Consider the following 23,296-nt stretch of genomic DNA (forward strand, 5'->3'; position numbering starts at 1 on the left):
GAATCGGTATCAGTAAAGATATATCTTGTTGGACTTCATGTTGACGAACTTGTTGAGGGCCACCAGCGTGAAGAGGAGCGAGATGACCACGCCCCCCAGTAGCATCGCGACGACGATGATGGCGATTTTGGTCGCCTCGGCGATGGTCAGCAGCTCGGGCACCGCCTCGTTCAGCCCGTAGACCGTGGCGGCGAAGAGCAGCGAGGCGACCACTCCGGCAACGAGCCCCTGGGTGACGCTGCTGGCCAGGAAGGGCTTCATGATGAACCACTTGGTGGCGCCGACGAGCTTCATCGTGTTGATGAGGTAGCGTTTCGAGAAGATGGCCAGCCGGATGGTGTTGTTGAGCAGGATGAGCGAGATGACGAGCAGCGCGCCGCCGAAGAGCAGCAGCACCAGCCGTATCTTGCCCACCGTGGCGTGCATCTGTCGGGCCACCTGCGCCGGGTAGGAGACGCACTCCACCCCTTCGAGCGCCTCCGTGCGGGCGATGAAGGCGTCGAGCTGCTCCTCGTCCGACGAGCCGGCCGTGAGGGTCAGCTCGAAGGAGTCGCGCAGGGGGTTCTCGCCCAGCAGCTCCTCGAACTCGCTGGCGAACATCTTGCGGAACTCGGCATCCTCAATCTTCTCCTCCTTCGACGAGAAGGCGATGGTGCCCACCAGCTCTTCGGCCGTCAGCGTGCGGTTGATGGCCTCGCGCTCCTCCTCCGAGAGTCCGTTGCGCAGTTCGACCGTCACGGCGATGCTCCGCTGCAGCGTGTCGGCCATCTTCATGGCGGCGACCATCAGGTATCCCACCGACCCCAGCAAAAAGAGGACCAGCGCCACGCTGACGGTCGATACGATGTATGAATTGCGGACTTTCCGCTTGAGTCTCTTGTCGTCTTTCATCTCTTGTCTCCGATTTGCCGGCCGACCCTGCGGCCCCGACCGGCGTTTTTCCAGCATTTTTCCAGGTTGCCTCCTGCACTGCAACTTCCCGAAGCCTCTCGGTGGCTTTTTCCGGCGGTTTTCCGGTGGCTTTCCGTGGCACCCGACCACTCTTCGCAGTCACCTTTGGTCTCCTGTGGCTTTCCGCGGCTCCCCGGCTTGCGCTTCGGCTTATTCCTCCGCCCGCCGCATCCCGGCATATTTCCCCCGGCCGCCCTGCCTGGTCGGTCCCCGGTTGCCCTGCCCGGGCGGACTATTCGCCCTTCTGCCCTTTCTGAGGCTTGGGCCCGTCGGGCTGCTCCGTGTCGGTGCCGGCAACCTTCCGGCGGCGCAGCGAGAGGAGGAGCGCCGCGACGGCTCCCAGAAGGATAAGCGCCGAGCAGATGCCCGTCACCGTCTCGGCCGCACCCCAGCCCGGGGCGCGGAAACGCCACTCGACGGTGTGGTCGCCCTCCGGGAGCAGCATGGCCCGCAGCAGGTAGTCGGCCCGGAAGTAGGGGGCCTCCTGCCCGTCGACGAAGGCACGCCAGCCCTTGTCGTAGTAGATTTCCGAGAAGAGAGCCATCGCCTCCCGGGGGGCGCTGTATTCATAGACGAGGCGGTTGGGCCGGTACTCCGTCAGGGTGATGCGCGCCGTGGCGAGGGAGTCCTCCTTCGCGGGCCGGAATCCCTGCATCGCCTCCCGTGCCGATTCCGCCATGACGGCCGTCGTGCGGAGGTTGACCTGCCCCAGCAGCTCAATCTCCTCGCGGGGCGTGGAGGCCTCGAGAAGGCTGTCGACGAACCATGCGGCGCCGAAGGCCGTCGTGCGGCGCACGACCTGCGGGGTGCCGTCGTCGCCCGGGACGATTAGATAGCGCGTGTTGAGCATGTCGAGCACCTGCTCGTCGCCGTTGGAGAGGTAGCGGTCGATGAGGTCCTGGTAGCGGGAGAGCTTGGCGCCGTGGTAGCCGCCCACCGAGCGGTGGAAGTAGGAGGTCGTGGCGTCGTTGAAGGGGCTTACCGTGAGGTTGAAGACCCGGTATCCGGGCTCACCCTTGTCGGCCAGTATCTCCTTGTCGGCCGCCGTGGGTACAATCTGCTGGCGGCGGGCCGGCACGAAGTTCTCGTCGGAGAGGAAGCGGCGGTCGACCGGCAGCAGGTCGGCGACCACCACCACGCCCAGCAGCGCCACCAGCGCCCCGCGCCGGATGCGCCCGAAGGCGTAGAGCGCCACGCATCCGGCCGCCAGCACCACGAAGAGCAGCGAACGCCATGCGTCGGCGCTCATCATCCGGGCCCGTTCGGCCGCCATGGCGGCACCCGCCGCCTCGCCCCACTCGACGTCGGCACCGCGGTCGATGTACTCCTGCATGCCGTTGGCCTGGAAGATGTGGTGGAACTGGTCGGTCATGAAGGTCGTGCTCTCCGTGCGGCCGAAGTCGAAGAGCGACCCGCCGCCCAGCGCCAGTACCAGGCAGAGGCCGCCCGTGATGCCGGCCGACCAGCCCAGCGCCCGCAACAGCCTGCGGCGCGGCACCTCGCCCCGCCACAGCGGCATGAGCGCCAGCGCGCCCAGCAGCGGCACGGCCCACTGCACGATAACCAGAATCATCGTCACGGTGCGGAACTTGTCGTATCCGGGCAGGTATTTGAACGCCAGTTGGGTGAGTCCCATGAAGTTGTGGCCCCAGGCGAGCAGCAGCGCCGCCACGCTGGCCGCCACGAGCCACCACTTGTTGCGGCCGCTGGCCAGGGCGATGCCCAGCGCGGCGAGCATCAGCGCCGCGGCGCCGAGGTAGGTGGGGCCTCCCGTGTAGGGCTGCTCGCCCCAGTAGGCGGGCAGCTGTTCGGCGGCGCCGCGCAGTCCGTAGTCGTTCAATACGGCCGCCACTTCGCCGTCGGACGAGAAGCCGGTGGCCGAGTCGCGCCCCATGAAGTCGGGCACGAGCAGGTTGAAGCTCTCGGCGCGGCCGTAGCTCCACGCCGTGGCATACTCCAGGTCGAGGCCGCGGGAGGTCTCCTCGCCCGCCTCGGCGAGCTCCGAGCCGCCGCGCGTGGTCTCCTTCGAGTGCTGGAGCGTGTACCAGAGGGGCGAGAAGTTGGAGCCGGCGGCCAGAATTCCCGCTGCGGCCAGCACCGCCGTGCGGCGGGCGAACGAGGCGAGGTGGCGCTGCCGGAGCGCAACGATGCCCTCCGAGAGCCAGAAGAGCCCCATCGCCAGCAGGAAGTAGTAGGTAATCTGGGGGTGGTTGGCGCCGATTTCGAGCGAGGCGGCCAGCGCCGTCAGCGCGCCGCCGACCCACATGTTGCCCCGCAGGGTTATCCACGCGCCGCCCATCATCAGCGGTGCGTAGACCACGGCCCACATCTTGGTGATGTGGCCCGCGCCGATGCTCAGCAGGAAGTAGGTTGAGAGTCCGTAGGCCAGCGCCGGGACGATGCCCACCCAGGGGTTGATGCCGAACATGAGGAGCATGAGCCACATGGCCACCATCGAGAAGAAGAGCAGCGAGGCGGGGATGTCCATGATTTTCGAGATGCGGCCGACGCTCTGCTTGACCAGCTGGGCCGGATAGGCCACGTTAATCAGGTAGGCGGGCATGCCGCCGAACATGCCTCCGGTCCATTGCGGGTCCTCGCCCGTCTGGGTGCGCGTGCGCTCGATGTCGCTGTTCATGCCCCGGTACTGGAGCACGTCGTGTTGGGGCAGCACCTCGCCCCGGAACTGGGGCGCGAAGTAGAAGATGCTCACCACCAGAAAGAGCAGCAGGGCCGCTGCCGGGGCCATCCATCGGGCCTTCGTATCGTTCGGAAAATTCATCGTTTCAGTGGTTAACCGACTGCCAAAGGTACGAAAAAACATTTACTCGCGCGTCGTTGTGGCGAAAAATAACTATCTTTGCGAAGCAAAAGAGTATCCGTTTATGATAACACTCGATATAATCCGCAAACCCGTGGCGGCCGACCTGGAGGAGTTTGATGCGTTTGTGGCCCGGCAGTTTACGGCAGAAGGGGATTTGCTCGAAGAGATGTTGCGCTATGCGCTTTCGTCGCGCGGCAAGGGGATTCGCCCCACGCTGGTGATGCTCTCGGCGGCGATGAATGCGCCCGTGAAGACGGAACGTCTGGGGCCGCGCGTCTCGCTGGCGGCGATGCTTGTGGAGATGATTCACGTGGCGTCGCTCATCCACGACGACGTCATCGACGAGTCGGCCGAGCGCCGCGGACGGGCCTCGGTCAACGCCCGCTGGCAGTCGCGCAAGGCGGTGCTGCTGGGTGACTACATCCTGGCCCGTAATATGAACATAGGTCTTTCGAGCGGTCAGTTCGACCTGGTGACCCACGTCTGCAACTCAATCACGGCGCTCTGCGAAGGGGAGATTTTCCAGAGCGACTGCGCCGAGAAGCAGAACACCACGCGGCAGAGCTACCTCGAAATCATCCATAAGAAGACGGCCAGCCTGCTCGGAACGAGCGCTTCGGTCGGTGCGCTGGCCGTGCGTGCGCCCCGCGAACGGGTGGAGCTTATGCGCAGCTTCGGCGAGGCGCTGGGCATGGCCTTCCAGATTCAGGACGACATCCTCGACTTCTCGCCGTCGGCCCGCACCGGCAAGCCCTCGAACAACGACCTGCGCGAGGGCAAAATCACGCTGCCGCTGCTCGACGTGCTCGAGCGTGTCGACGCGGAGCGCCGCAGCGAGCTGCTGGAGCGTCTGGCCCGCTGCCACGAGGACGAGGAGTCGGTGGCGCTGCTCCAGCGTACGGTGGTCGAGGAGGGTGGCCTCGAGGCTGCGGCCCGCGTGATGCAGGGATACCTCCGGCGGGCCCTCGACCTGCTCTCGACCTACGAGGATTCGCCCGCCCGTACGGCGCTGGCCAACCTCTGCGCCTACGTCGCCGAGCGCGACCGCTGAGCCGCTGCCCGGGGGGCGAAGGAGCCGGAGAACCCGGGGCCGGGAGTGCGGCCAGGGAGCAGGGAGACGGAGAACCCGGGGCCGGAAGAGCGAAAGAGTCGGAGAACCCGGGGCCGGAAGTGCAGACGGGGAGCGGAGGACCGGAGCTGTCCGTGGGCCGGAAGTGCCGGGCCGCAGATGCGGCGGTGCGGAGCATGACACATGACATGAAAAACAGACATCGGTGAGCAGGAGTGAAGAGCGTGTATGTGAGTGAGTGCGTCGCCGGATGACGGAACAGACAGAACAAAAACCTAAATAAACTCGTAATGGAACAGAAAAAAAGTTACATCCTGCCCATCATCATGATGTTCGCGCTCTTTGCGATGATATCCTTCGTGACGGGCCTCACCAACCCTCTGGGTGTCATCGTCAAGCATCAGTTCGCCCTTCCGAACTGGATGTCGCAGCTGGGTAATGCCGCCAACTTCATCGCCTACTTCTTCATGGGACTTCCGGCAGGTCTGATGCTCAAGCGCATCGGCTACAAGAAGACGGCGCTGGCCGCCATCGCCGTCGGCTTCATCGGCGTGGGTGTCCAGTTCCTCGCCGGCCGCACCGGCTCGGGCGACGGCACCTCGTTTGCCCCCTTCTATGTCTATCTGGTCGGCGCCTTCATCTCGGGCTTCTCGATGTGCATGCTCAACACGGTGGTCAACCCGATGCTCAACACGCTGGGTGGCGGCGGCAAGCGCGGCAACCAGCTCATCCAGTTCGGCGGTTCACTCAACTCCATCTCGGCGACGATTGTCCCCGTGCTGGTGGGTTACCTCATGGGTGACGTGGCCAAGGCGCGCCTGAGCGACGCGGCTCCCGCCCTCTTCATCGCAATGGGCATCTTCGCCGTGGCATTCATCGTGCTGTGGCTCATGCAGATTCCCGAACCCTACGCCCTCGAGGAGAAGAAGGACGCCAACGACAAGTACGGTCCCATGTCGTTCCGTCACTTCGTACTGGGTACGGTGGCCATCTTCATCTATGTGGGTGTCGAGGTGGGCATCCCCAACTTCATCAACCTCTTCCTCACCTCGGCGCGTGACGGGGCCTCGGGCGCCGTCGGCATGGGGCTCGACACGGCCATCGCCGGTTCGGTGGTGGGCACCTACTGGTTCCTGATGATGTGTGGCCGTCTGCTGGGCGGTCTGGTTGGCGCCAAGGTCTCGAGCCGCGTGCAAATTGCCTTCGTCAGCGCTCTGGCCATCATCTTCGTCCTCATCGGCATCTTCGCTCCGACGACCGCCACGGTCTCGATGCCCGTCTTCCGTTCGGACATCAGCTTCGGTCTGGCGAGCGTTCCCGTGGGCGTGGTCTTCTTCGTGCTGTGCGGCCTCTGCACCTCGGTGATGTGGGGCGGCCTGTTCAACCTGGCCGTTGAGGGTCTGGGCAAGTACACCTCGGTAGGCTCGGGCATCTTCATGGTGATGGTCTGCGGCGGCGGCATCCTTCCGCTCATCCAGGGCTACGTGGCCGACCTGGCCGGCTATCTGGCCAGCTATTGGGTCATCATCCTCTGCCTCTGCTACATCCTCTACTACGCGCTCGTCGGTTCGAAGAACGTCAACAAGGATATTCCGGTCGACTGATTCGCTTCCGCACCGCAACGAAAAAGCGTCCCGCCTCTCTGTGGAGGCGGGACGCTTCGTTTTGGGCGTTGCCGTTTTGGCCGCTGTCGTCTCCGGAGTCCGGGGCCCATGTCCGCGGAGAGCCGATGTGGAGGAGCTGAAGCCCCGGGTTCGGGCGGCGGGCAGGATGGCCTGCGGAGCCGGGCCTGAGACCCTTCGTGCCAACAGCTTTTCGGGACTGCAACCCTTCGGACCAACAGCTTTTCGGGACTGCAACCCTTCGGACCAACAGCTTTTCGGACCAACAGCTTTTCGGACCAACAACTTTTCGGGCCTGCAACCCTTCGGGCTTGCAACCATTCGGCCCGAACCTTCGCAGGGCCGTCAATGCTCCGGACCGGCCCTCTTCGGGGCCGGCGACCGCCGGCCGGAGCGAAGGCAGGGACCTCCTCCGCCCGCGGCCGCGGCCGTTACGGCAGCTCGGTGAGCTCCTCGACCAGTGACTTGTCGACCTTGAAGGGAACCTTGCGCAGCTCGCCGCGGTTGCCCTCGGCGTCGACGGCGATGCTGACAATCACATACTCGGTGTCGTCCCACGCCACGCCGTAGGAGAGGTTGTAGGAGCTCTTGTCCATGTTGTAGCTGCTGTTGATGAGCGACGAGCCCAGCAGCAGGTCATCCGTCGAGGCGATGTCTGCAGCCTTGTAGATGTTCGAATACCAGTGCGCGGCGTCGGCATTGGGTTCAAGGCGTGCGCCGGGGACGGCCAGCCCGCGGAGGAACATGTAGCCCATGGGGCTGAGGTCGGCCCAGTCGTCTCCGTCGGTGAGCCAGAGCGTCGGCTCGGCCGCGGCGTTCGAGAAGGTCAGCTCCTTGGTGGTGAAGGCCTCGCCGAAGGAGGTCTCCGAGGAGGGCTCTCCGGTCTCCTGGTCAACCCAGAAGGCGTAGGGATGGTAGGTCGTTGCGGGCGAGAGCGTGCCGAAGGTGTAGCTGTCCGGCCCGTCGAACCCTTCGGAGCACTGCGAGACGATGTAGCTGGGCAGCGGGAAGAACATCGCGTAGTCGCCGTACTGCTCGATGCGCTTGGCATCCATCTTCTCGAGGAAGTAGGCGGCGATTTTCTCCTCGTCGCCGTTCAGCTCCGTGTACTCGGCGTCGGTCATCACGTCCCAGTAGTAGAAGGCGCGCACGTCGTTGGGGGTGACCGTCACGGTGGCTCCGGTGGCCGTCACGGCGTCGGTGCTGAAGGTGAAGCCGTAGTTGATGGGGGTCTCTTCGGGGGTGGTGATTTCGAGCACGGCCACCTCGGTGTTGATGAGTCCTTCGAGGTTCACGCCCACGGCCAGCGCATAGTAGGTCGTCTCGGGGGTGAGCTCCTTGCTCTGCACCGTCTTCTCACCATAGGCGCTCGAGTACTTCACGGCCATCTCGAGCGACCAGTAGTCGGTCACCTGCTCGATGTAGTAGTTGTAGATATGGGCCGGCAGGTTGTCGCGCACCTCCTCGTAGCCCGCCGCATCGAACATCTCGTAGTAGTAATAGGCCGAGGGGTCGGAGGGCTTGAAGAGGACGGCTACCGAGGTCGAGGTGAGGCTCTGCGCCTCGATGGCGATGGTGCAGCCGGTCATCTCGCCTTCGGCCACGGCCTGCGAGTCGAAGGGACATACGACCACTTCGCCCGTTGCGGCGCCCGTCTGGTCGATGCCGTAGGCGTAGGCCACGTAGGAGGTCTCGGGGGTCAGCCGTGCGGGGTGGTACTCCGCGTCGCCGCTCCGGGTGACGGTGGCGAGGTACTCCTCGAGGCTCTGGCCGGCCTCTTCGGCCGCGGCGGTGAAGGCTGCGAGGTTCTGTGCGGCGATGGTGGCGGCATCGAACCCTTCGGCTGGGGCGACGGCCGAGTAGTAGGCGGCCTCCTTGTCAACGGGCACGACGCTGATGAGGGCGTCGCAGTGGGTTATCCCGGTCGCCGTGAGCGCATAGGGCAGCACGCGGGCCGACTGGGTTATCTCGACGGGGTACTCCTTGCCGTCGTAGGCGAGCGTCACGGTACCGGTGCGCTCCTCCAGAAGCTCGTTGGCGGCGGCGACGGCCGTCACCTTGGCCTCCTGCTCGAGCACGGTGAGGTTGGTTATCCACTCCTCGTCGGTGCGGGCCTCGAGGCGGGCCGACGTCACGGGATTCTCGATGGCACAGGTGATGGTTATCGTTCCTCCCTCGGCGGGAACCACTTCAGGCTGCAGGGTCGTCGTCACGTTCGACGGGGGAGCGGGTTCCTCCGCATTGTCCTCCTTGCAACCGGTTGTCGTCAACAGCAGCACGGCAAACAGCGCCGCAAAGCACCGATGGGTCCAAAATCTCTTCATAAGCACAAATGTTTTTAAGGGGGTGAAACATGTGGGAAAAAAGGGAAAGGAGTGCCCCGGAGGAGCAATCCTTTTTACAAAGTTAGTCGTTTGAGGCAATTATGCAAGTGCCCGGGGGCGGGCCGGCTCCGGCGCGGAGCGGGGTTTCGGGCCGTTTTTGCCGGATTGGGCTTACGATTTTGGAAGAAAAGAGTTTCGTTTGGTTACATTTGTGCCGCGGCAGGTTCCGGAGGCGAACAATAATTTTTTTAGAAAAAAAGTGATTTTTTTGCCCCGGCGGCCCTCTCGCAGCGAAAAAAAGGGCCGCCGCCCTGCCCCGTGGAGGTTCCCTTTCGGAAGCCCTTCCTGCTGCAGAGCGGCGGCCCGTACGGTCGTTGCGCCCGTGGTGCGGTGCCTGTGGCGTTATTCGAACTCCTTCATCACCGACTCCATCTTGCGGCGGATTTCCTCGGTGCAGAGCCGTCCGATGCTCCCCTCGTGGGTGTGGTGCACCTCCTTGACGGGACGGTATTCGCCCCGCTGGACCTCCATGCCGACGCGGCGGTAGGCCTCGCGGAAGGGAACCCCCTCGAGCACCAGCCGGTTCACCTCCTCGACCGTGAAGAGGTAGTCGTAGCGCGCATCCTCGAGGATGTGGGTGTTGACGCGCAGGTTGCCCACCATGAAGGTGCACATGGCGAGCGTGCGGCGGATTTCGCTTGTCGCCGGGAAGAGGATATCCTTGAGCAGCTGCAGGTCGCGGTGGTAGCCCGACGGCAGGTTGGTCGTCAGCAGGGCGATTTCGTTGGGCACCGACTGCAGCCGGTTGCAGCGCCCCCGCATCACCTCGAAGACGTCGGGGTTCTTCTTGTGGGGCATGATGCTCGAGCCGGTGGTCAGCTCGTCGGGCAGCGAGACGAAGCCGAAGTTCTGGCTCATGAAGAGGCAGACATCCATGGCCAGCCGCCCGACGGTCGCGGCGACGGCCGCAATGGCGTTGGCGGCGGCCCGTTCGCACTTGCCGCGGCTCATCTGCGCCGCCACGACGTTGTAGTGGAGCGTCTCGAAGCCGAGCAGCCGCGTGGTCATCGTGCGGTCGAGCGGGAACGACGAGCCGTAGCCCGCCGCCGAGCCCAGCGGATTCTGGTTGGCGATGTGGTAGGCGGCCGCCACCAGGCGCAGGTCGTCGACGAGCGTCTCGGCGTAGGCGCCGAACCAGAGACCGAACGACGAGGGCATGGCCACCTGCAGATGGGTGTAGCCCGGCATCAGCACGTCGCGGTAGCGCTCGCTGAGCTCCTGCAGCCGGTCGAAGAGCGTGCGGACGGCCGCCGCCGTCTGCCGCAGCTCGTCGCGCAGAAAGAGCTTGAGGTCGACGAGCACCTGGTCGTTGCGCGAACGGCCCGAGTGAATCTTCTTGCCTACGTCGCCCAGACGGCGGGTGAGCAGCAGCTCGACCTGCGAGTGTACATCTTCGGTGTCGGGCTCAATCTCGAAGCGCCCCGCCTCAATCTCGGCGGCAATCTCCTTCAATCCGGCCGTCAGCCGTTCCAGTTCGTCGCGGGTGAGCAGTCCGATGCTCTCGAGCATCGTGATGTGGGCCAGCGACCCCTCGACATCGTAGCGGGCCAGCCGCAGGTCGAGTTCGCGGTCGTTGCCCACAGTGTAGGCTTCGATGTGTGCGTCGGGCTCGAAGCCCTTGTCCCAGAGTTTTCCTGCCATATCGGTATGTTGCGTTTTTTCGGGTGAAAGGTGAAACATGCGTGCGGAGTGCGCCGCCGTGGGGCGCTCCCCGCCGAAGGGTCAGCCGAGGTGTTCCGCCTCGCGGCGGAGCGCCTCGATGAAGGTGTCGTAGCCGGTGATGCCGGCCTCAAGCTCCGGAAGCCGCACGTACTCGTCGGCCGTGTGCGAGCGGGCCGAGTCGCCGGGCCCCATCTTGAGCGAGGGGAAGGGCATGAGCGCCATGTCGGAGGTGGTCGGCGAGACGAAGGTCGTGCAGCCGGCGGCCCGTGCGGCGCGGCAGAGCGGATGCTCCGCCGCGAGGGCCGAGGCGCAGACGCGTGTCGAGCGGGGCACGGCCTCGGAGCGGAGCTCGCGGCGCAGCAGCTCGACCGTCTCTTCGTTGGTGTAGGCGTCGGTGGTGCGGACGTCGACCACGAAGCGGCACCGGTCGGGGATGACGTTGTGCTGCGTACCGGCCTCAATCTGCGTCACGGCGATGCCCACGGGGCCCAGCAGCTCCGAGCAGCGCTCGAAGCGCAGCGTGCGCAGCCGTACGATGTCGTCCAGCGCGATGTAGAGGGCGTTGACCCCCTCGCCGCGCGCCGCATGGCCGCTGCGGCCGCGGGCCGTGCAGTCGAGCACGACCAACCCCCGCTCGCCGACGGCCGCCTGCATGCGGGTGGGCTCGCCCACGAGCGCCATGTCGATGCGCCCGAGCGCCGGCAGCAGCGCCCGCATCCCATGCTCGCCCATGCACTCCTCTTCGGCCGAGAGCGCCAGCACGAGGTTGAACGGCAGCGGCCGTTGCCGCCAGGCGAGGAACGTCTCCGTCAGGCAGACGACCGAAGCCCCGGCGTCGTTGCTCCCCAGACCGTAGAGCCGGTCGCCCTCGACGGTGGGGGTGTAGGGGTCGCGCGTATATCCGCCCGCGGGGCGTACGGTGTCGTGGTGTGAATTGAGCAGCAGCGTCGGCCGCGCGGGGTCGAACCCCTCGGCGCGGGCCCAGACGTTGTTGTGGAGCCGCTCGGGGGCGGCCCCGCGCTCGGCAAGGAAGTCGAAGAGCAGCCCGGCCGTCGCCTCCTCGCTGCGTGAGTGCGAGGGGCGCGCGATGAGCTCGCGCAGCAGCCCGACGGCCTCGTCGGCTGCGTGGTGAAGGTTCTCCTGCATGGTTTTCCGTCTCTTTGGTTCGTCTGTTGTTGTGGCCTTGTCTTGCGGCCGAGCGGCGTTGCGGGGCCGCTTCGGGGGAGGGGAAGGGCGCTGCGGGATGTGCCGCCCGGCCCGAAAGGGCCATTGTGCAGCTGCCTGACCCGGGGAGGTCTTTGCTCCACCGTCCGGCCCGAAGGGGTTACAGCCCGGCCGCCCGGTCTGAGGGTCTCACTGCTCGGCCGCCCGGCGGCGGATGACGGTGCCCGAGGGCTCGTCCAGATGGTCGGCGCTGCGGATGACAACGCTGCGCACCCCCGCCTCGACGGCCTTCAGCGCCTGCTCGATTTTGGGCAGCATCCCCTTGCTGACAACCCCCTCGGCGCGCAGCGCCGCGAAGTCGTCGGCCGTGATTTCGGGGATGACCGACCCCTCGTCGTCGGGGTTGCGCAGCACACCGCGCTTCTCGAAGCAGAAGACCAGGTCGGTCGGCATGCGGCGGGCGAGCGCCGTGGCGAGTGCCGTGGCCACCCCGTCGGCGTTGCAGTTGAGCAGCGTCCCGCGGCCGTCGTGCATGATGGCCGGGAAGACGGGCGTCAGCCCCGCCTCGAGCAGCCGCTCGAGCAGGGCGTCGTCCACCCGCTCGATGTCGCCCACGAAGCCGTAGTCGACCGGCTCGGGAGCCCGGCGGCGCGCCGTGACGACGTTGCCGTCGGCGCCCGACAGCCCCAGCGCGTTGCACCCCTCGGCCTGGAGGCCGGCGACGAGCTGCTTGTTGATGAGTCCGGCGTAGACCATCGTCACCACGTCGAGCATCCCCCGGTCGGTGATGCGGCGGCCGTCGACCATCTGCGTCTTCAGCTCGAGCCGCTCGGCGAGCCGCGTGGCGAGCTTTCCGCCGCCGTGGACCAGCACCTTGGGCCCCTTGAGTGCGGCGAATTGGGCAAGGAAGCGCTTCAGCGCCGCGGGGTCGTCGATGACGTTGCCCCCGATTTTCATCACCGTGACGCTCCTCATTGTGCGAGCCCCTCCAGCAGCCTCTTGAGCACCACCTGTGCCGATATTTCGCGGTTGGCGGCCTCGGGGATGACCAGCGAGCGCGGCGACTCGATGACCTCGTCGGTGACAATCATGTTGCGCCGCACGGGCAGGCAGTGCATGAAGTAGGCGTCGCGGGTGAGGGCCATCTTCTCGGCCGTGACGGTCCACGAGCGGTCGCGGCTCAGCACCTTGCCGTAGTTGTCGCCCGTATAGGCGGCCCAGTTCTTCGCATAGACGAAGTCGGCCCCCTCGAACGCCTTCCGCTGGTCGTACTCCACGCGGGCGTGGCCGACGAACTTCGGGTCGAGTTCGTACCCCTCGGGGTGGGTGATGACGAAGTCGTAGCCGGCGGCGTTCATCCACTCGGCGAAGGAGTTGGGGACGGCCTGCGGCAGCGCGTTGGGGTGGGGCGCCCAGGTCATGACCACCTTGGGACGCTCCGTGCGCTTGTACTCCTCGATGGTGAGCAGGTCGGCGAAGCTCTGCAGCGGGTGGCGCGTGGCGGCCTCCATCGAGAAGACGGGGCGCCCCGAGTAGCGGATGAACTCCTCGAGCACGCGCTCCTCGTAGTCCTCGGCGCGGTCGCGGAAGCGGGCGAACGACCTCACGCCGATGATGTCGCAGTAGGAGCCCATGACGGGAATCGCCTCGAGCAGGTGTTCGGCCTTGTCGCCGTCCATCACCACGCCGCGCTCGGTCTCGAGCTTCCAGGCGCCCTGGTTCACGTCGAGCACCATGACGTTCATGCCCAGATTCATCGCCGCCTTCTGGGTCGAGAGGCGGGTGCGGAGGCTCGAGTTGAAGAAGAGCATCAGCAGCGTGCGGTTGCGCCCCAGCTCCGTATGGCGGAAGCGGTCGCGCTTGATTTCAAATGCCTCGGCGACGGCACGGTGCAGGTCGCCGATATCCTCTACGCAGGTAAATTTTTTCATGGCTTGCGTTCATTTTTTTCGGTTCAGGCGCGGAGCAGCTCTCCGAGCGAAGTGAGGAAGCGGTCGGCCAGCTCGCGCGTGAGCGTGAGGGCCGGCAGCAGGCGGACGGTCGACTTCCCGGCGCCGCCCGTGAAGATGTGCTTCTCGAAGAGCAGCCGGCGGCGGAAGTCGGCCCCCGACCCCTCGACGTCGAAGCCCAGCATCAGGCCGCGGCCCCGCACGTCGTGCACCCCTTCGATGCGGCTCAGCCGGTCGAGCAGGTAGCTGCCCGTCGCGGCGGCATTCTCCATGAGGCGGTCGCGCTCCATCACCTCGAGCACGGCCAGCGCGGCGGCGCAGGCCAGGTGGTTGCCGCCGAAGGTGGTGCCCAGCATCCCCGGCCTCGCCTCGAAGTGGGGGGCGATGAGCACGCCTCCGATGGGGAAGCCGTTGCCCATCCCCTTGGCGACGGTAATCAGGTCGGGGCGGATGCCCGCCTTCTGGTGGGCGAAGAACTGCCCCGTGCGGCCGTAGCCCGACTGGATTTCGTCGAGAATGAGCTGCACGCCGTGGCGGCGGGTCGCCTCGCGCAGCCCGCGCAGGAAGTCGTCCGAGGGGACGCGGATGCCCGCAACGCCCTGGATGCCCTCGATGATGACGGCGGCGAAGCGCCCCGTCGCGAGCAGCTCCTCGACCCGCTGCAGGTCGCCCAGCGGGGCGAACTCGACGTGGTCCGTCGCGTTGAAGGGGGCGCGGAGCGCCACATTGTCCGTCGCGGCGACGGCCCCCGACGTGCGGCCGTGAAAGGCACCCGTGAAGGCGAGGATGTGCGAGCGGCCCGTATGGAACGAGGCCAGCTTCATGGCGTTCTCGTTGGCCTCGGCCCCCGAGTTGCAGAGGAAGAGCGCGTAGTCGTCGTAGCCCGATGCGCGGCCCAGACGCTCGGCCAGCTCGCACTGGAGCGAATTTTCGACCGAATTGGAGTAGAAGCCCAGCCGTGCGACCTGCTTCGCGATGCGGTCGACGTAGGTCTCGTCGGCATGGCCGAGCGAGATGACCGCATGGCCGCCGTAGAGGTCGAGGTACTCGGTGCCGGCGGCGTCGTAGACGAAGTTGCCGCGGCCCCGGACGGGCTCCGTGGGGTAGAGCGTATATACGTTGAATGGTTTCATGTACGTGTTGTTTTTGGGTGAGTGGACCCCCGGTTGTTTGGGGGTGAATACACCCGGCCGCATCCCGACGCGGGTCGGGACACTGCCGGATGGGTTCTGTCGGGCGCCGGGGAGTGCCCCGGCACCGGGTGGGGAATCAGAAGGCGCTGGCCTTAAGCCGCAGCCCCTCGCGCTCGTCCAGACCGAACATCAGGTTGAGGTTCTGCACGGCCTGGCCCGAGGCCCCCTTGAGCAGGTTGTCGATGACCGACACCACGTGCAGCTTGTCGCCGTAGCGGGCCACGTGCAGCAGTGCGCGGTTGGTGTTGACCACCCGTTTGAGGTCGGGGTACTGCTCCGTCATGAGGGTGAAGGCCGCCCCTTCGTAGTAGTCGCCGTAGAGGAGCCGAGCCTCCCGCTCGTCGAGCCGGCAGCGCGTGTAGAGGCTGACCAGAATGCCGCGGGTGAAGTCGCCCCGCATGGGGACGAAGTTGATGTCGCGGTCGAACGAGGGCTGCAGCTGCCGCAGGTTGCGGCCGATTTCGAGCAGGTGCTGGTGCGTGAAGCACTTGTAGACCGAGATGTTGTCGCTCCGCCAGCTGAAGTGGGTCGTCGCCGAGGGCTTCACCCCGGCGCCGGTCGAGCCGGTGATGCCCGTTACGTGCACCTCGTCCTCGAGCAGCCCGGCCGCCGCCAGAGGCAGCAGCGCCAGCTGGATGGCCGTGGCGAAGCAGCCCGGATTGGCCACGCGGCGCACCGCGCGAATCCGCTCGCGGCAGAGCTCCGGCAGTCCGTAGACGAACCCTTCGCTCTCGTCGCGGAAGTCCTGCGCCAGGTCGATGATGCGCAGCGACTCGGGGAGCTGCTGCGCGGCGAGCCACTTGCGGCTCTCGCCGTGGGCCGAGCAGAGGAAGACCACGTCGACCTCCTGCAGGTCGTACTCCGCGCAGAAGCGCAGCCCGGTCTGGCCGTCGAGCCCCGCGTGGACCTCCGTGAGCGCATCGCCCGCATGGCTCGTGCTGTGGACGAAGCCCAGCTCGACCCCGGGATGGTTCACCAGCAGGCGGAGCAGCTCGCCGGCCGTATAGCCGGCGCCGCCGATAATTCCGGCCCGTATCATCGTCCGTTGCGCTTTTGGACGTTGTAGTAAATCTTGATTTGGTTGGCCAGAATCTTCGTGAAGCCCTTCACGTCGTCGGCCGTCCAGGCCTTGTTCACCTCGCCGTACTCGCCGAAGTCGGTCTTCATCAGGTCGAACGTCGACGAGACGCCCACCAGCGTGAAGCAGCGCGGACGGAGCGTCAGCTCGACCTCGCCCGTGACGTTGCGCTGCGACGAGAGGAGCATCGCCTCGATGTCGCGCATGACCGGCTCGAGGTACTGCGCCTCGTGGAGGAACATGCCGTACCAGGTGGCCACCTGCTCCTTCCAGTAGAGCTGCCACTTGGTCAGCACGTGCTTCTCGAGCATCTTGTGGGCGGCGATAATCAGCATCGGGGCGGCAGCCTCGAAGCCCACGCGTCCCTTGATGCCGATGATGGTGTCGCCGATGTGCATGTCGCGGCCGATGCCGTAGCGCGAGCCGATGGCCTCGACGGCGCGGATAGCCTCGACGTGGTCGGTGTAGGGGGTGCCGTTGACCGACGTGAGCTCGCCCTCCGTGAAGCCCAGGCGGAGCGTCTCCTCGCCCGTGGCGGTAATCTGGCTCGGGTAGGCCTCCTCGGGAAGCGTCTGCTCCGAGTGGAGCGTCTCGCGGCCGCCGATGGAGGTGCCCCAGAGCCCCTTGTTGATGGAGTACTCCATCTTGCGGAAGTCGGCCTCGAAGCCGTGGCGGCGCAGGTAGTCGATTTCGTATTCGCGCGTGAGGGTCAGGTCACGCGTCGGGGTGATGATTTCGATGTCGGGGGCCAGCACCTGGAACGTCAGGTCGAAGCGCACCTGGTCGTTGCCCGCGCCGGTCGAACCGTGGGCCACGGCGTCGGCGCCGATTTGCTTGGCATACTCGATGATGGCGATGGCCTGGAAGATGCGCTCCGAGCTGACCGAGATGGGGTAGGTGCCGTTGCGCAGGATGTTGCCGTAGACCATGAAGCGGATGCTCTTTTCGTAGTACTCCTGCTCGATGTTGAGCGTGGCGTGCTTCACGGCACCCAGCGCCAGGGCGCGCTCTTCGATGCGCGCCAGTTCTTCGGCCGAGAAGCCGCCCGTGTTGGCGATGGCCGTATATACGTCGTAACCCTTCTCTTCGGAGAGGTATTTTACACAGAACGAGGTGTCCAGACCGCCGCTGAACGCCAGTACCACTTTCTTCTTTTCCATTGTTGCCTGTCTTTTTATTTTACGTTTTTCGTTGTCTGTCTCCCTCCGGAAACCGTCCCGGAGAGCGTGTGCTCCGTCTGCCTTCCCGCTACTTGAGGTGGAAGAGCTTGCGGAACCGGTTGTGGATGAACATCACGTAGGGTGCCAGCCGCGACTGCCGGGGCTGCTCCTTGGCCGGGTCATAGAGCATGCCCGTGCAGAGGCACATCCGCCGGTTGTTGCGCTGGAGGATGTCGTAGTTGCAACATCCCTGGCAGCCCTGCCAGAACTCTTCGTCGTCGGTCAGTTCCGAGAAGGTCACGGGAACGTATCCCATCCGCGAGTTGAGCTTCATGACCGGAAGCGACGTGGTGATGCTGAATAACTTCGCATAGGGGAATCGTCGTCGGGCCAGCTCGAATGTCCGTCGTTTGATTTGCTCCGCGAGTCCCATGTGACGGTACTCGGGGTCGACAATCAATCCGGAGGTCGCGACGAAATCGCCGTGCTCCCAACACTCGATGTAGCTGAAGCCGATGAGCTTCTCGCCGTCCAGCGCCACGACGGCCTTGCCGCCGGTCATCTTCGCCGCGATGTACTCGGGCGACCGCTTGGCGATGCCCGTGCCCCGCTGCAGGGCCGACTCGTAGATGAGGTCGCAGATACGCTGTGCGTAGTGCGCATGCGACGAGTCGGCGAAAACGACGCTGATGGATTTGTTATTCATTTATCTGATAGTAAAATAAAAAAGGAAATGTTCATGGAACATACGTGGCCTCGCCCCTTCCGACCGCGCGTCAGTTGTTGATGCGGTAGGCCCGCTGCACCCCCTTGATGCGCATGATGGAGTGGATGAGCGTGTCGACCACCGCGGCGCCGGGGACCTCGACGCTCACGACCCCCTCGACGCAGCCGCCCGAGGCGGCCGAGAAGTTCATCGAGCGGATGTTGAGCTTCAGGTCGCGGCTGATGACCTCGGTGATGTGGTTGGCCATGCCGGTCATGTCGGCCGCCACGATGCGGATGGAGGCGCGGAAGGAGCCCTCGGCCGTCGAGCGCCAGCGCGCCTCGATGACGCGGTGGGGGTAGCGCTCGCGCATGCGCCGCGCATTGGGGCAGTCGGTGCGGTGGATGGTGATGCCCGAGCCGATGGTGACGAAGCCGAAGACCTCGTCGCCCTTGATGGGGTTGCAGCAGCGCGCCAGCTTGTACTGGATTTTCGAGATGTCGTCGTCGATAATCAGCGCATCGCTGCTCCGTGCGGGGGCCGCCTCGCGCGCTGCGGCCTTCGCACGCTCGACCTCGGCCGCCGCGGCGCGCCGCTCCTCCTCGGCCGCACCCGAGATGTGGCGCGTGAGAATCTCCTTGATGGAGGCCAGGTCGACCTTCTGCGTCGCAATGAGGCCGTAGACCTCGGTGCCGGTCCGCACCTTGAAGTATTTGGCCAGGTAGGCCACCGCCTCGTCCATCGTGAGCGGGAACTTCCAGTTCTTGAGCTTGCGTTCGAGCTCCTCGCGCCCCATGCGGGCATGCTTGGCCTGCTCCTCGCGCAGGAAGGACTTGATTTTGTTGCGCGCCTTCGAGGTGACCACCACCGAGAGCCAGTCGGCCTTGGGCGTCTGGTTCTTCTGGGTGAGAATCTCGACGATGTCGCCGTTGTGGAGCACCTCGCGAATCGAGACGGCGCGGTTGTTCACCTTGCCGCCCGAGCAGGTGGCCCCCAGATTGGTGTGGATGTCGAAGGCGAAGTCGAGCAGCGTGGCCCCCTCGGGCAGCTTGCGCAGGTCGCCGTTGGGGGTGAAGACGAAGATTTCACCCGTGGCGGGCTTGGCGTCGAAGCGCTGCGCCAGCGCATGGGGCGTATCCTCCATCAGCTCGCGCAGCCGGCTGAGCCACTGCTCGCTGGTGGCGGCGCCCTGACCTACCCCCTTGTAGCGCCAGTGGGCCGCGATACCGCGCTCGGCCACGGCGTCCATGCGCTCGGTGCGAATCTGCACCTCGACCCACCGCCCCTCGGCCGAGACGGTCGTGTGGAGCGACTCGTAGCCGTTCGACTTGGGGATGGAAATCCAGTCGCGCATGCGGTTGGGGTTGGGCGTGTAGAAGTCGGTGACGATGGAGTAGACCGTCCAGCAGAGCCGCTTCTCATCCTCCAGCGGGCAGTCGATGATGATGCGGATGGCGAAGATGTCGTAGACCCCTTCGAAGGGGACGCGCTGCTTCTGCATCTTGTTCCAGATGGAGAATATCGATTTGGTGCGGCTCTTGATGTGGTAGTGGATGCCCAGCTTCTGCAGCCGCTCCTCAATGGGGACGATGAAGCGGGCGATGAAGGCGCGGCGCTCGTCGGCACTCTCTTCGAGCTTGGCCACGATGTGCTCGTAGTCCTTCGGCTCGAGGTACTTCAGGGCGATGTCCTCCAGCTCGCTCTTGAGTCCGTAGAGACCCAGCTTGTGGGCAATCTGTGCGTAGAGGTTCATCGATTCCCAGCTCTTCTTGCGCCACTTCTCGCGCGGGAAGATGTCGAGCGAGCGCATCACCTCGAGCCGGTCGGCCAGCTTGATGAGAATCACGCGCGGGTCCTCCGAGTAGCTGACAATCAGGTCGCGGAAGTTGCCCGCCTGTTCGTTGGCTACCTTGAGCTTCAGCTCCGAGATGTTGCAGAGCCCCATGGTGATGCCGGCCACCTGCTCGCCGAAGCGGGCGCGCAGGTCGCTCATCAGCGCGAGGAACTCCTCCTGCGTCTGCTGCTTGTGGGCGATGCGCACCACGTCGTGCAGGATGGAGGAGAGGGTGGAGTTGCGTCCCAGCCCGATTTCCGAGATGACGATGCAGGCTACCCCAGCTCCATGTTCGAGCAGCGGGGAGCCGTCGTAACGGGTCATCCCGGCGAGTCGTTCGTCTGCATAGGCCAGCGCCTCGTCAACCAGACGCAGGGTCTCGGACGAGAAACTCCCGCGCACCAGTGCGCGGAGTTTTTCGTAGCGTGAATAGTCCATTTTGTGATTGTCGATAACCTAACCGCACAAAGATATGAAAAAATTTCTACTTTTGACCACAATAAACCCTCTGGAAACCATGTTGCGCATCAACAATCGAATTTATTTTCCCACGCTGGGTGAGGAGGTTGCCAATACCATCTCCCACGGCGTGATGTCGCTTCTGGCGCTCTGCGCCCTCCCCTTCGCGGCGGTGTGGGCCTATCTGCACGACCCTCAGCCGGTGCTGGCCTGTGTTTCGGTGAGCATCTTCGTCATCTCGCTCTTCCTCATGTTCCTCGCCTCGACGCTCTACCACTCGATGAATCCCGCCTCGAAGCACAAGGCGGTCTTCCACATCCTGGACCACATCTTCATCTACGTGGCCATCGCCGGCAGCTACACCCCCATCGCCCTCTCGGTCATCGGCGGGTGGCAGGGCGTGCTCATCGCCGTGCTGCAGTGGGCGATGGTGCTCTTCGGGATATTCTACAAGTCGCTCTCGCGGCGTTCGCTCCCGGCCGTGAGCCTGACCATCTATCTGGTCATGGGGTGGACGATTCTCTTCTTCCTGCCGCTCTTCCTGCGCAACGCCTCGACGCAGCTGCTGTGGCTCATCGCCGCGGGCGGCCTCTCCTATACGCTCGGGGCGTGGTTCTACGCCCGCAAGGGGTTCCGCTACCACCATCTGGTCTGGCACCTGCTCATCAACCTCGGCGCCGCCTGCCACTTCGCGGGCATCGTCTTCTACCTCTATTGAGGCCGCCGGTTGAAGCCGGGCGGTTGCTGACGCCGGTTGCTGCCGTTGGTTGCCGCGTCGGGCGGTTTGCGCCGCCGCCCGCTGTCCCTGAGATTTCGCCCGGCCGCCCCGCCCGAAAACAGAGGCGCCGCATCCTCCCGTCGAAAGGATGCGGCGCCTCTTGCCTTTGCCTTGCTCCGGCCGCGTCAGCCGAGCAGCAGCCCGACGGTGAGCAGCACCCCGAAGAGGGTGAGGTTGCGGGCCGTCTCGCCCAGGCAGACGTTGAGCTCCTCGCCGTGGTCGATGCGGACCATCTTGCGCCACGTGAAGAAGAAGAGAACCCAGTAGAGCAGCGGCAGCAGCGCGGCGCCCCACCGCCCGAAGAGTGCGAAGGCGAGGCAGAGCAGCGTGGCCGTCGTGCCGAGGGCGAAGTATCCCCAGCGTCCGACCCCGGCGCCGAGGCAGACGACAATCGTGCGCTTGCCGCTGGCGGCGTCCTCCACACGGTCGCGGAAGTTGTTGACCATCAGCATCGTGTCGATGACCAGTCCGCAGGCCAGTCCGGCCAGCGTCACCTCCCACGTCCAGTCGTGGGCAAGGATGTAGTAGGTGAATCCGACGGGGACGACGCCGAAGAAGAGGATGACGGCCACGTCGCCCAGTCCGTGGTAGGCCAGCGGCCACGGCCCGGCGGTGTAGAGGTAGGCGAAGAGGATGCAGGCGGCGCCGACGAGCAGCAGCTCCCAGCCGCCGTAGTGCAGCAGCGTCAGACCGACGGCGGCCCCCGCCACGGTGAAGGCGGCGATGCCCCACTTCATGGCGCGCAGCGTGATGAAGCCCTTGGCGAAGGCGCGGTCGGGACCGAGCCGTTCGGGGCTGTCGGCTCCCTTCTGGAAGTCGCAGAGGTCGTTGACCAGGTTGGCCGTGCACTGCATCAGCAGCGCGAAGAGCAGGCAGAGCAGTGCCGGCAGCCAGTGGAACGAGCCGTCGCTCCAGGCCAGCGCCGAGGCGACGATGATGGGCGTCGAGGTGGCGCCGAAGCTGTAGGGTCGCACGGCGAGGAGCCATGCGCGCAGGGAATTTGTCTTCATGGGCAAATGATGTTTTGATACGTTGGTTCGCTTCCGTCGGACAAGGGGGCGGAATCGGGGCGTATGTGTCATGCCCGAGCCGGTCGGGAGGCCGGTTCGGCAGTGGATTCAGGGGTCGGGGCGTTGGCCGGCCGGGCCGCGGCTGCCTCTTCGGCGGTGGGTTCAGCGGCGGCAGTTGTCTTTCCGGCAGGAGCGGCGGCGGGCGTCTCTTCGGCGGCAGCCTTTCCGGCGGCGGATGCCCTGTTCACGGATGCGGGCGCCTTGCGGATAAGGTCGCTCTCGGCCGGACGACGGACGATGTAGAGCCAGTCCTTGCAGAGGGCGTAGCGGCGGCGCTCCTCCGGGGTGCAGGCGGCGGCGTAGTCGAGCTCCAGCACCTCGAAGCCCGCCTCGCGCAGCCGGTCGGCATAGTCGCGGCCGTAGATGCGCCGGTGGTCGTACTGCCCGAAGATGCGGGTGCGCTCGTCGGGGTCGGTGATGGAGTCGTCCTCGAAGGTGGCGGCACGCGTGCGGTCGACGGGCGAGAGGATGACGCCCCAGCCGCCGGGACGCAGCACGCGGAAGAGTTCGCGCATCGCGCGGCGGTCGTCGGCCACATGTTCGAGGATGTGGTTGCAGAGCAGCACCTCGGCGAAGCCATCCTCGAGCGGAATCTGCTGCACGTCGAAGTGGAGCTTCGCCAGCGGGCTCTCGAGGTCGGCCGTCACGTAGCGCTCGGGGTGCTGCGCGTAGAGGCGGCCGAGGTGGCGCATCAGGCAGACCTCGGGGGCGATGTGCAGCAGCCGCGGGCAGTCGTCGAGCAGCCTCGTCTCGCGCACGAGCCAGAGCCAGAGCAGGCGGTGGCGTTCGAGCGAGAGGCAGTGGGGGCAGAGCGCATTGGGGCGCGAGGTGACGTAGCCGTAGGGGAGGAACTTGCGGTAGTGGGAGCCGCATATGGGGCACTCGACCCGGCGGCCGCGGTAGAAGAGTCCCGCAAGGGGCACCATCCAGCCGGCAAGCCGTTGCAGCAGCGTGCGCGGCAGGTGGTTGAGGGCCCATTTGATGATTCGGCGCATAGGCGTGACGTGTTTTTATTGCTCCTTGTTATACCCGGTTCCGGCTTCGGTCCCGACTTCGGCTTCGGCAGGCCGACGGTTGGGTGTTCCGGTCGTGCGGGCCGCTCTTGCCGGGCGGCGGACGTTTGTCCTTCCCCGGTGGGCATGTCCCGCAGCGTGTCGGCGGTCAGCGTTGCCGGGCATCGGCCGGAAGGCGCGTGCGGCGGGTTATTCCAGAATCTTGCGGACTTCGGTTTCGGCCTTGCCGAGCCGCTCCTTGCAGCGGGCAATCAGCTCGGTGGCCCGCTTGACCTCGGCAGCGAGGCTGTCGACGTCCATCTCTTCGTTGCGCAGGCGGGCGAGAATCTTGTCGATTTCGGCCATCGCCTCGCTGTAGCTTATCTCTTTCTTGGCCATGG

Annotated in this window: 18 protein-coding genes; 3 read left to right on the forward strand and 15 right to left on the reverse strand. The window is 65.6% G+C overall.

Features of this window, described 5'->3' with window-relative positions; translation table 11 throughout:
* Nucleotides 1–9: 9 nt before the first annotated feature.
* Both C8267_RS08050 and C8267_RS08055 read right to left on the reverse strand, forming a co-directional pair.
* Entirely contained in the window at nt 10–891 is an 882-nt protein-coding gene (locus tag C8267_RS08050; RefSeq protein WP_106634305.1) for a cell division protein FtsX, read from the reverse strand.
* Nucleotides 892–1,183: 292 nt separating this feature from the next.
* The gene (locus tag C8267_RS08055; protein WP_158699765.1) at nt 1,184–3,733 is read right to left on the reverse strand and encodes a YfhO family protein; all 2,550 of its coding nucleotides are present in this window, start codon (nt 3,731–3,733) and stop codon (nt 1,184–1,186) included.
* A gap of 103 nt (nt 3,734–3,836) precedes the next feature.
* On the opposite strand from C8267_RS08055, the gene C8267_RS08060 reads away from it, so the two are divergent.
* Both C8267_RS08060 and C8267_RS08065 read left to right on the forward strand, forming a co-directional pair.
* On the forward strand, nt 3,837–4,826 hold the full coding sequence (locus tag C8267_RS08060; RefSeq protein ID WP_087359662.1) for a polyprenyl synthetase family protein: 990 nt from the start codon (nt 3,837–3,839) through the stop codon (nt 4,824–4,826).
* 308 nt (nt 4,827–5,134) lie between these two features.
* Nucleotides 5,135–6,448, forward strand: a complete 1,314-nt coding sequence (locus C8267_RS08065) for an MFS transporter (protein WP_087359665.1) — start codon at nt 5,135–5,137, stop codon at nt 6,446–6,448.
* Nucleotides 6,449–6,897: 449 nt separating this feature from the next.
* On the opposite strand, the gene C8267_RS08070 is transcribed toward C8267_RS08065, so the two are convergent.
* The 10 genes from C8267_RS08070 to C8267_RS08115 form a co-directional block, all read right to left on the reverse strand.
* Nucleotides 6,898–8,790: a BACON domain-containing protein gene (locus C8267_RS08070; RefSeq protein WP_106634306.1), complete on the reverse strand. Its 1,893-nt coding sequence runs from the start codon at nt 8,788–8,790 to the stop codon at nt 6,898–6,900.
* Between the two features lie 402 nt (nt 8,791–9,192).
* Nucleotides 9,193–10,491 (reverse strand): argininosuccinate lyase, encoded by a 1,299-nt coding sequence (argH, locus tag C8267_RS08075; protein ID WP_106634307.1) that lies wholly within the window; start codon nt 10,489–10,491, stop codon nt 9,193–9,195.
* An 81-nt stretch (nt 10,492–10,572) separates the two neighbouring features.
* Nucleotides 10,573–11,658 (reverse strand): M20 family metallo-hydrolase, encoded by a 1,086-nt coding sequence (locus C8267_RS08080; protein ID WP_106634308.1) that lies wholly within the window; start codon nt 11,656–11,658, stop codon nt 10,573–10,575.
* Nucleotides 11,659–11,865: 207 nt separating this feature from the next.
* Nucleotides 11,866–12,651: an acetylglutamate kinase gene (gene argB, locus C8267_RS08085; protein WP_106634309.1), complete on the reverse strand. Its 786-nt coding sequence runs from the start codon at nt 12,649–12,651 to the stop codon at nt 11,866–11,868.
* Nucleotides 12,648–13,607, reverse strand: a complete 960-nt coding sequence (locus C8267_RS08090) for an N-acetylornithine carbamoyltransferase (RefSeq protein ID WP_106634310.1) — start codon at nt 13,605–13,607, stop codon at nt 12,648–12,650. Before C8267_RS08090 ends, argB begins: the two co-directional genes overlap by 4 nt.
* A 23-nt stretch (nt 13,608–13,630) precedes the next feature.
* The gene (locus C8267_RS08095) at nt 13,631–14,758 is read right to left on the reverse strand and encodes an aspartate aminotransferase family protein (protein ID WP_106634311.1); all 1,128 of its coding nucleotides are present in this window, start codon (nt 14,756–14,758) and stop codon (nt 13,631–13,633) included.
* Nucleotides 14,759–14,894: 136 nt separating this feature from the next.
* On the reverse strand, nt 14,895–15,857 hold the full coding sequence (gene argC, locus C8267_RS08100) for an N-acetyl-gamma-glutamyl-phosphate reductase (RefSeq protein ID WP_106634312.1): 963 nt from the start codon (nt 15,855–15,857) through the stop codon (nt 14,895–14,897).
* Complete coding sequence (locus tag C8267_RS08105; RefSeq protein WP_087359690.1) at nt 15,854–17,056, reverse strand: argininosuccinate synthase; 1,203 nt, start codon at nt 17,054–17,056, stop codon at nt 15,854–15,856. The genes argC and C8267_RS08105 overlap by 4 nt, the downstream gene beginning before the upstream one ends.
* Nucleotides 17,057–17,144: 88 nt before the next feature.
* A complete protein-coding gene (locus C8267_RS08110; RefSeq protein ID WP_106634313.1) occupies nt 17,145–17,762 on the reverse strand; it encodes a GNAT family N-acetyltransferase in 618 nt (205 codons plus the stop codon).
* A gap of 70 nt (nt 17,763–17,832) precedes the next feature.
* Nucleotides 17,833–20,034 (reverse strand): RelA/SpoT family protein, encoded by a 2,202-nt coding sequence (locus C8267_RS08115; RefSeq protein WP_106634314.1) that lies wholly within the window; start codon nt 20,032–20,034, stop codon nt 17,833–17,835.
* A 79-nt stretch (nt 20,035–20,113) separates the two neighbouring features.
* Here C8267_RS08115 and trhA point away from each other — a divergent pair, with 79 nt between their 5' ends.
* A complete protein-coding gene (gene trhA, locus C8267_RS08120; protein WP_106634315.1) occupies nt 20,114–20,773 on the forward strand; it encodes a PAQR family membrane homeostasis protein TrhA in 660 nt (219 codons plus the stop codon).
* Between the two features lie 185 nt (nt 20,774–20,958).
* On the opposite strand, the gene menA is transcribed toward trhA, so the two are convergent.
* From menA to xseB, 3 genes are all read right to left on the reverse strand, one after another.
* Nucleotides 20,959–21,843, reverse strand: a complete 885-nt coding sequence (gene menA, locus C8267_RS08125) for a 1,4-dihydroxy-2-naphthoate octaprenyltransferase (RefSeq protein ID WP_087359702.1) — start codon at nt 21,841–21,843, stop codon at nt 20,959–20,961.
* 68 nt (nt 21,844–21,911) lie between these two features.
* Entirely contained in the window at nt 21,912–22,898 is a 987-nt protein-coding gene (locus C8267_RS08130; protein WP_199792093.1) for a class I SAM-dependent methyltransferase, read from the reverse strand.
* 207 nt (nt 22,899–23,105) lie between these two features.
* Nucleotides 23,106–23,294, reverse strand: a complete 189-nt coding sequence (gene xseB, locus C8267_RS08135) for an exodeoxyribonuclease VII small subunit (RefSeq protein ID WP_087359705.1) — start codon at nt 23,292–23,294, stop codon at nt 23,106–23,108.
* Between the last annotated feature and the right edge of the window lie 2 nt (nt 23,295–23,296).

The organism is Alistipes sp. Marseille-P5061 (assembly GCF_900290115.1).
In the GTDB taxonomy this organism is placed as follows: Bacteria; Bacteroidota; Bacteroidia; order Bacteroidales; family Rikenellaceae; genus Alistipes; species Alistipes excrementigallinarum.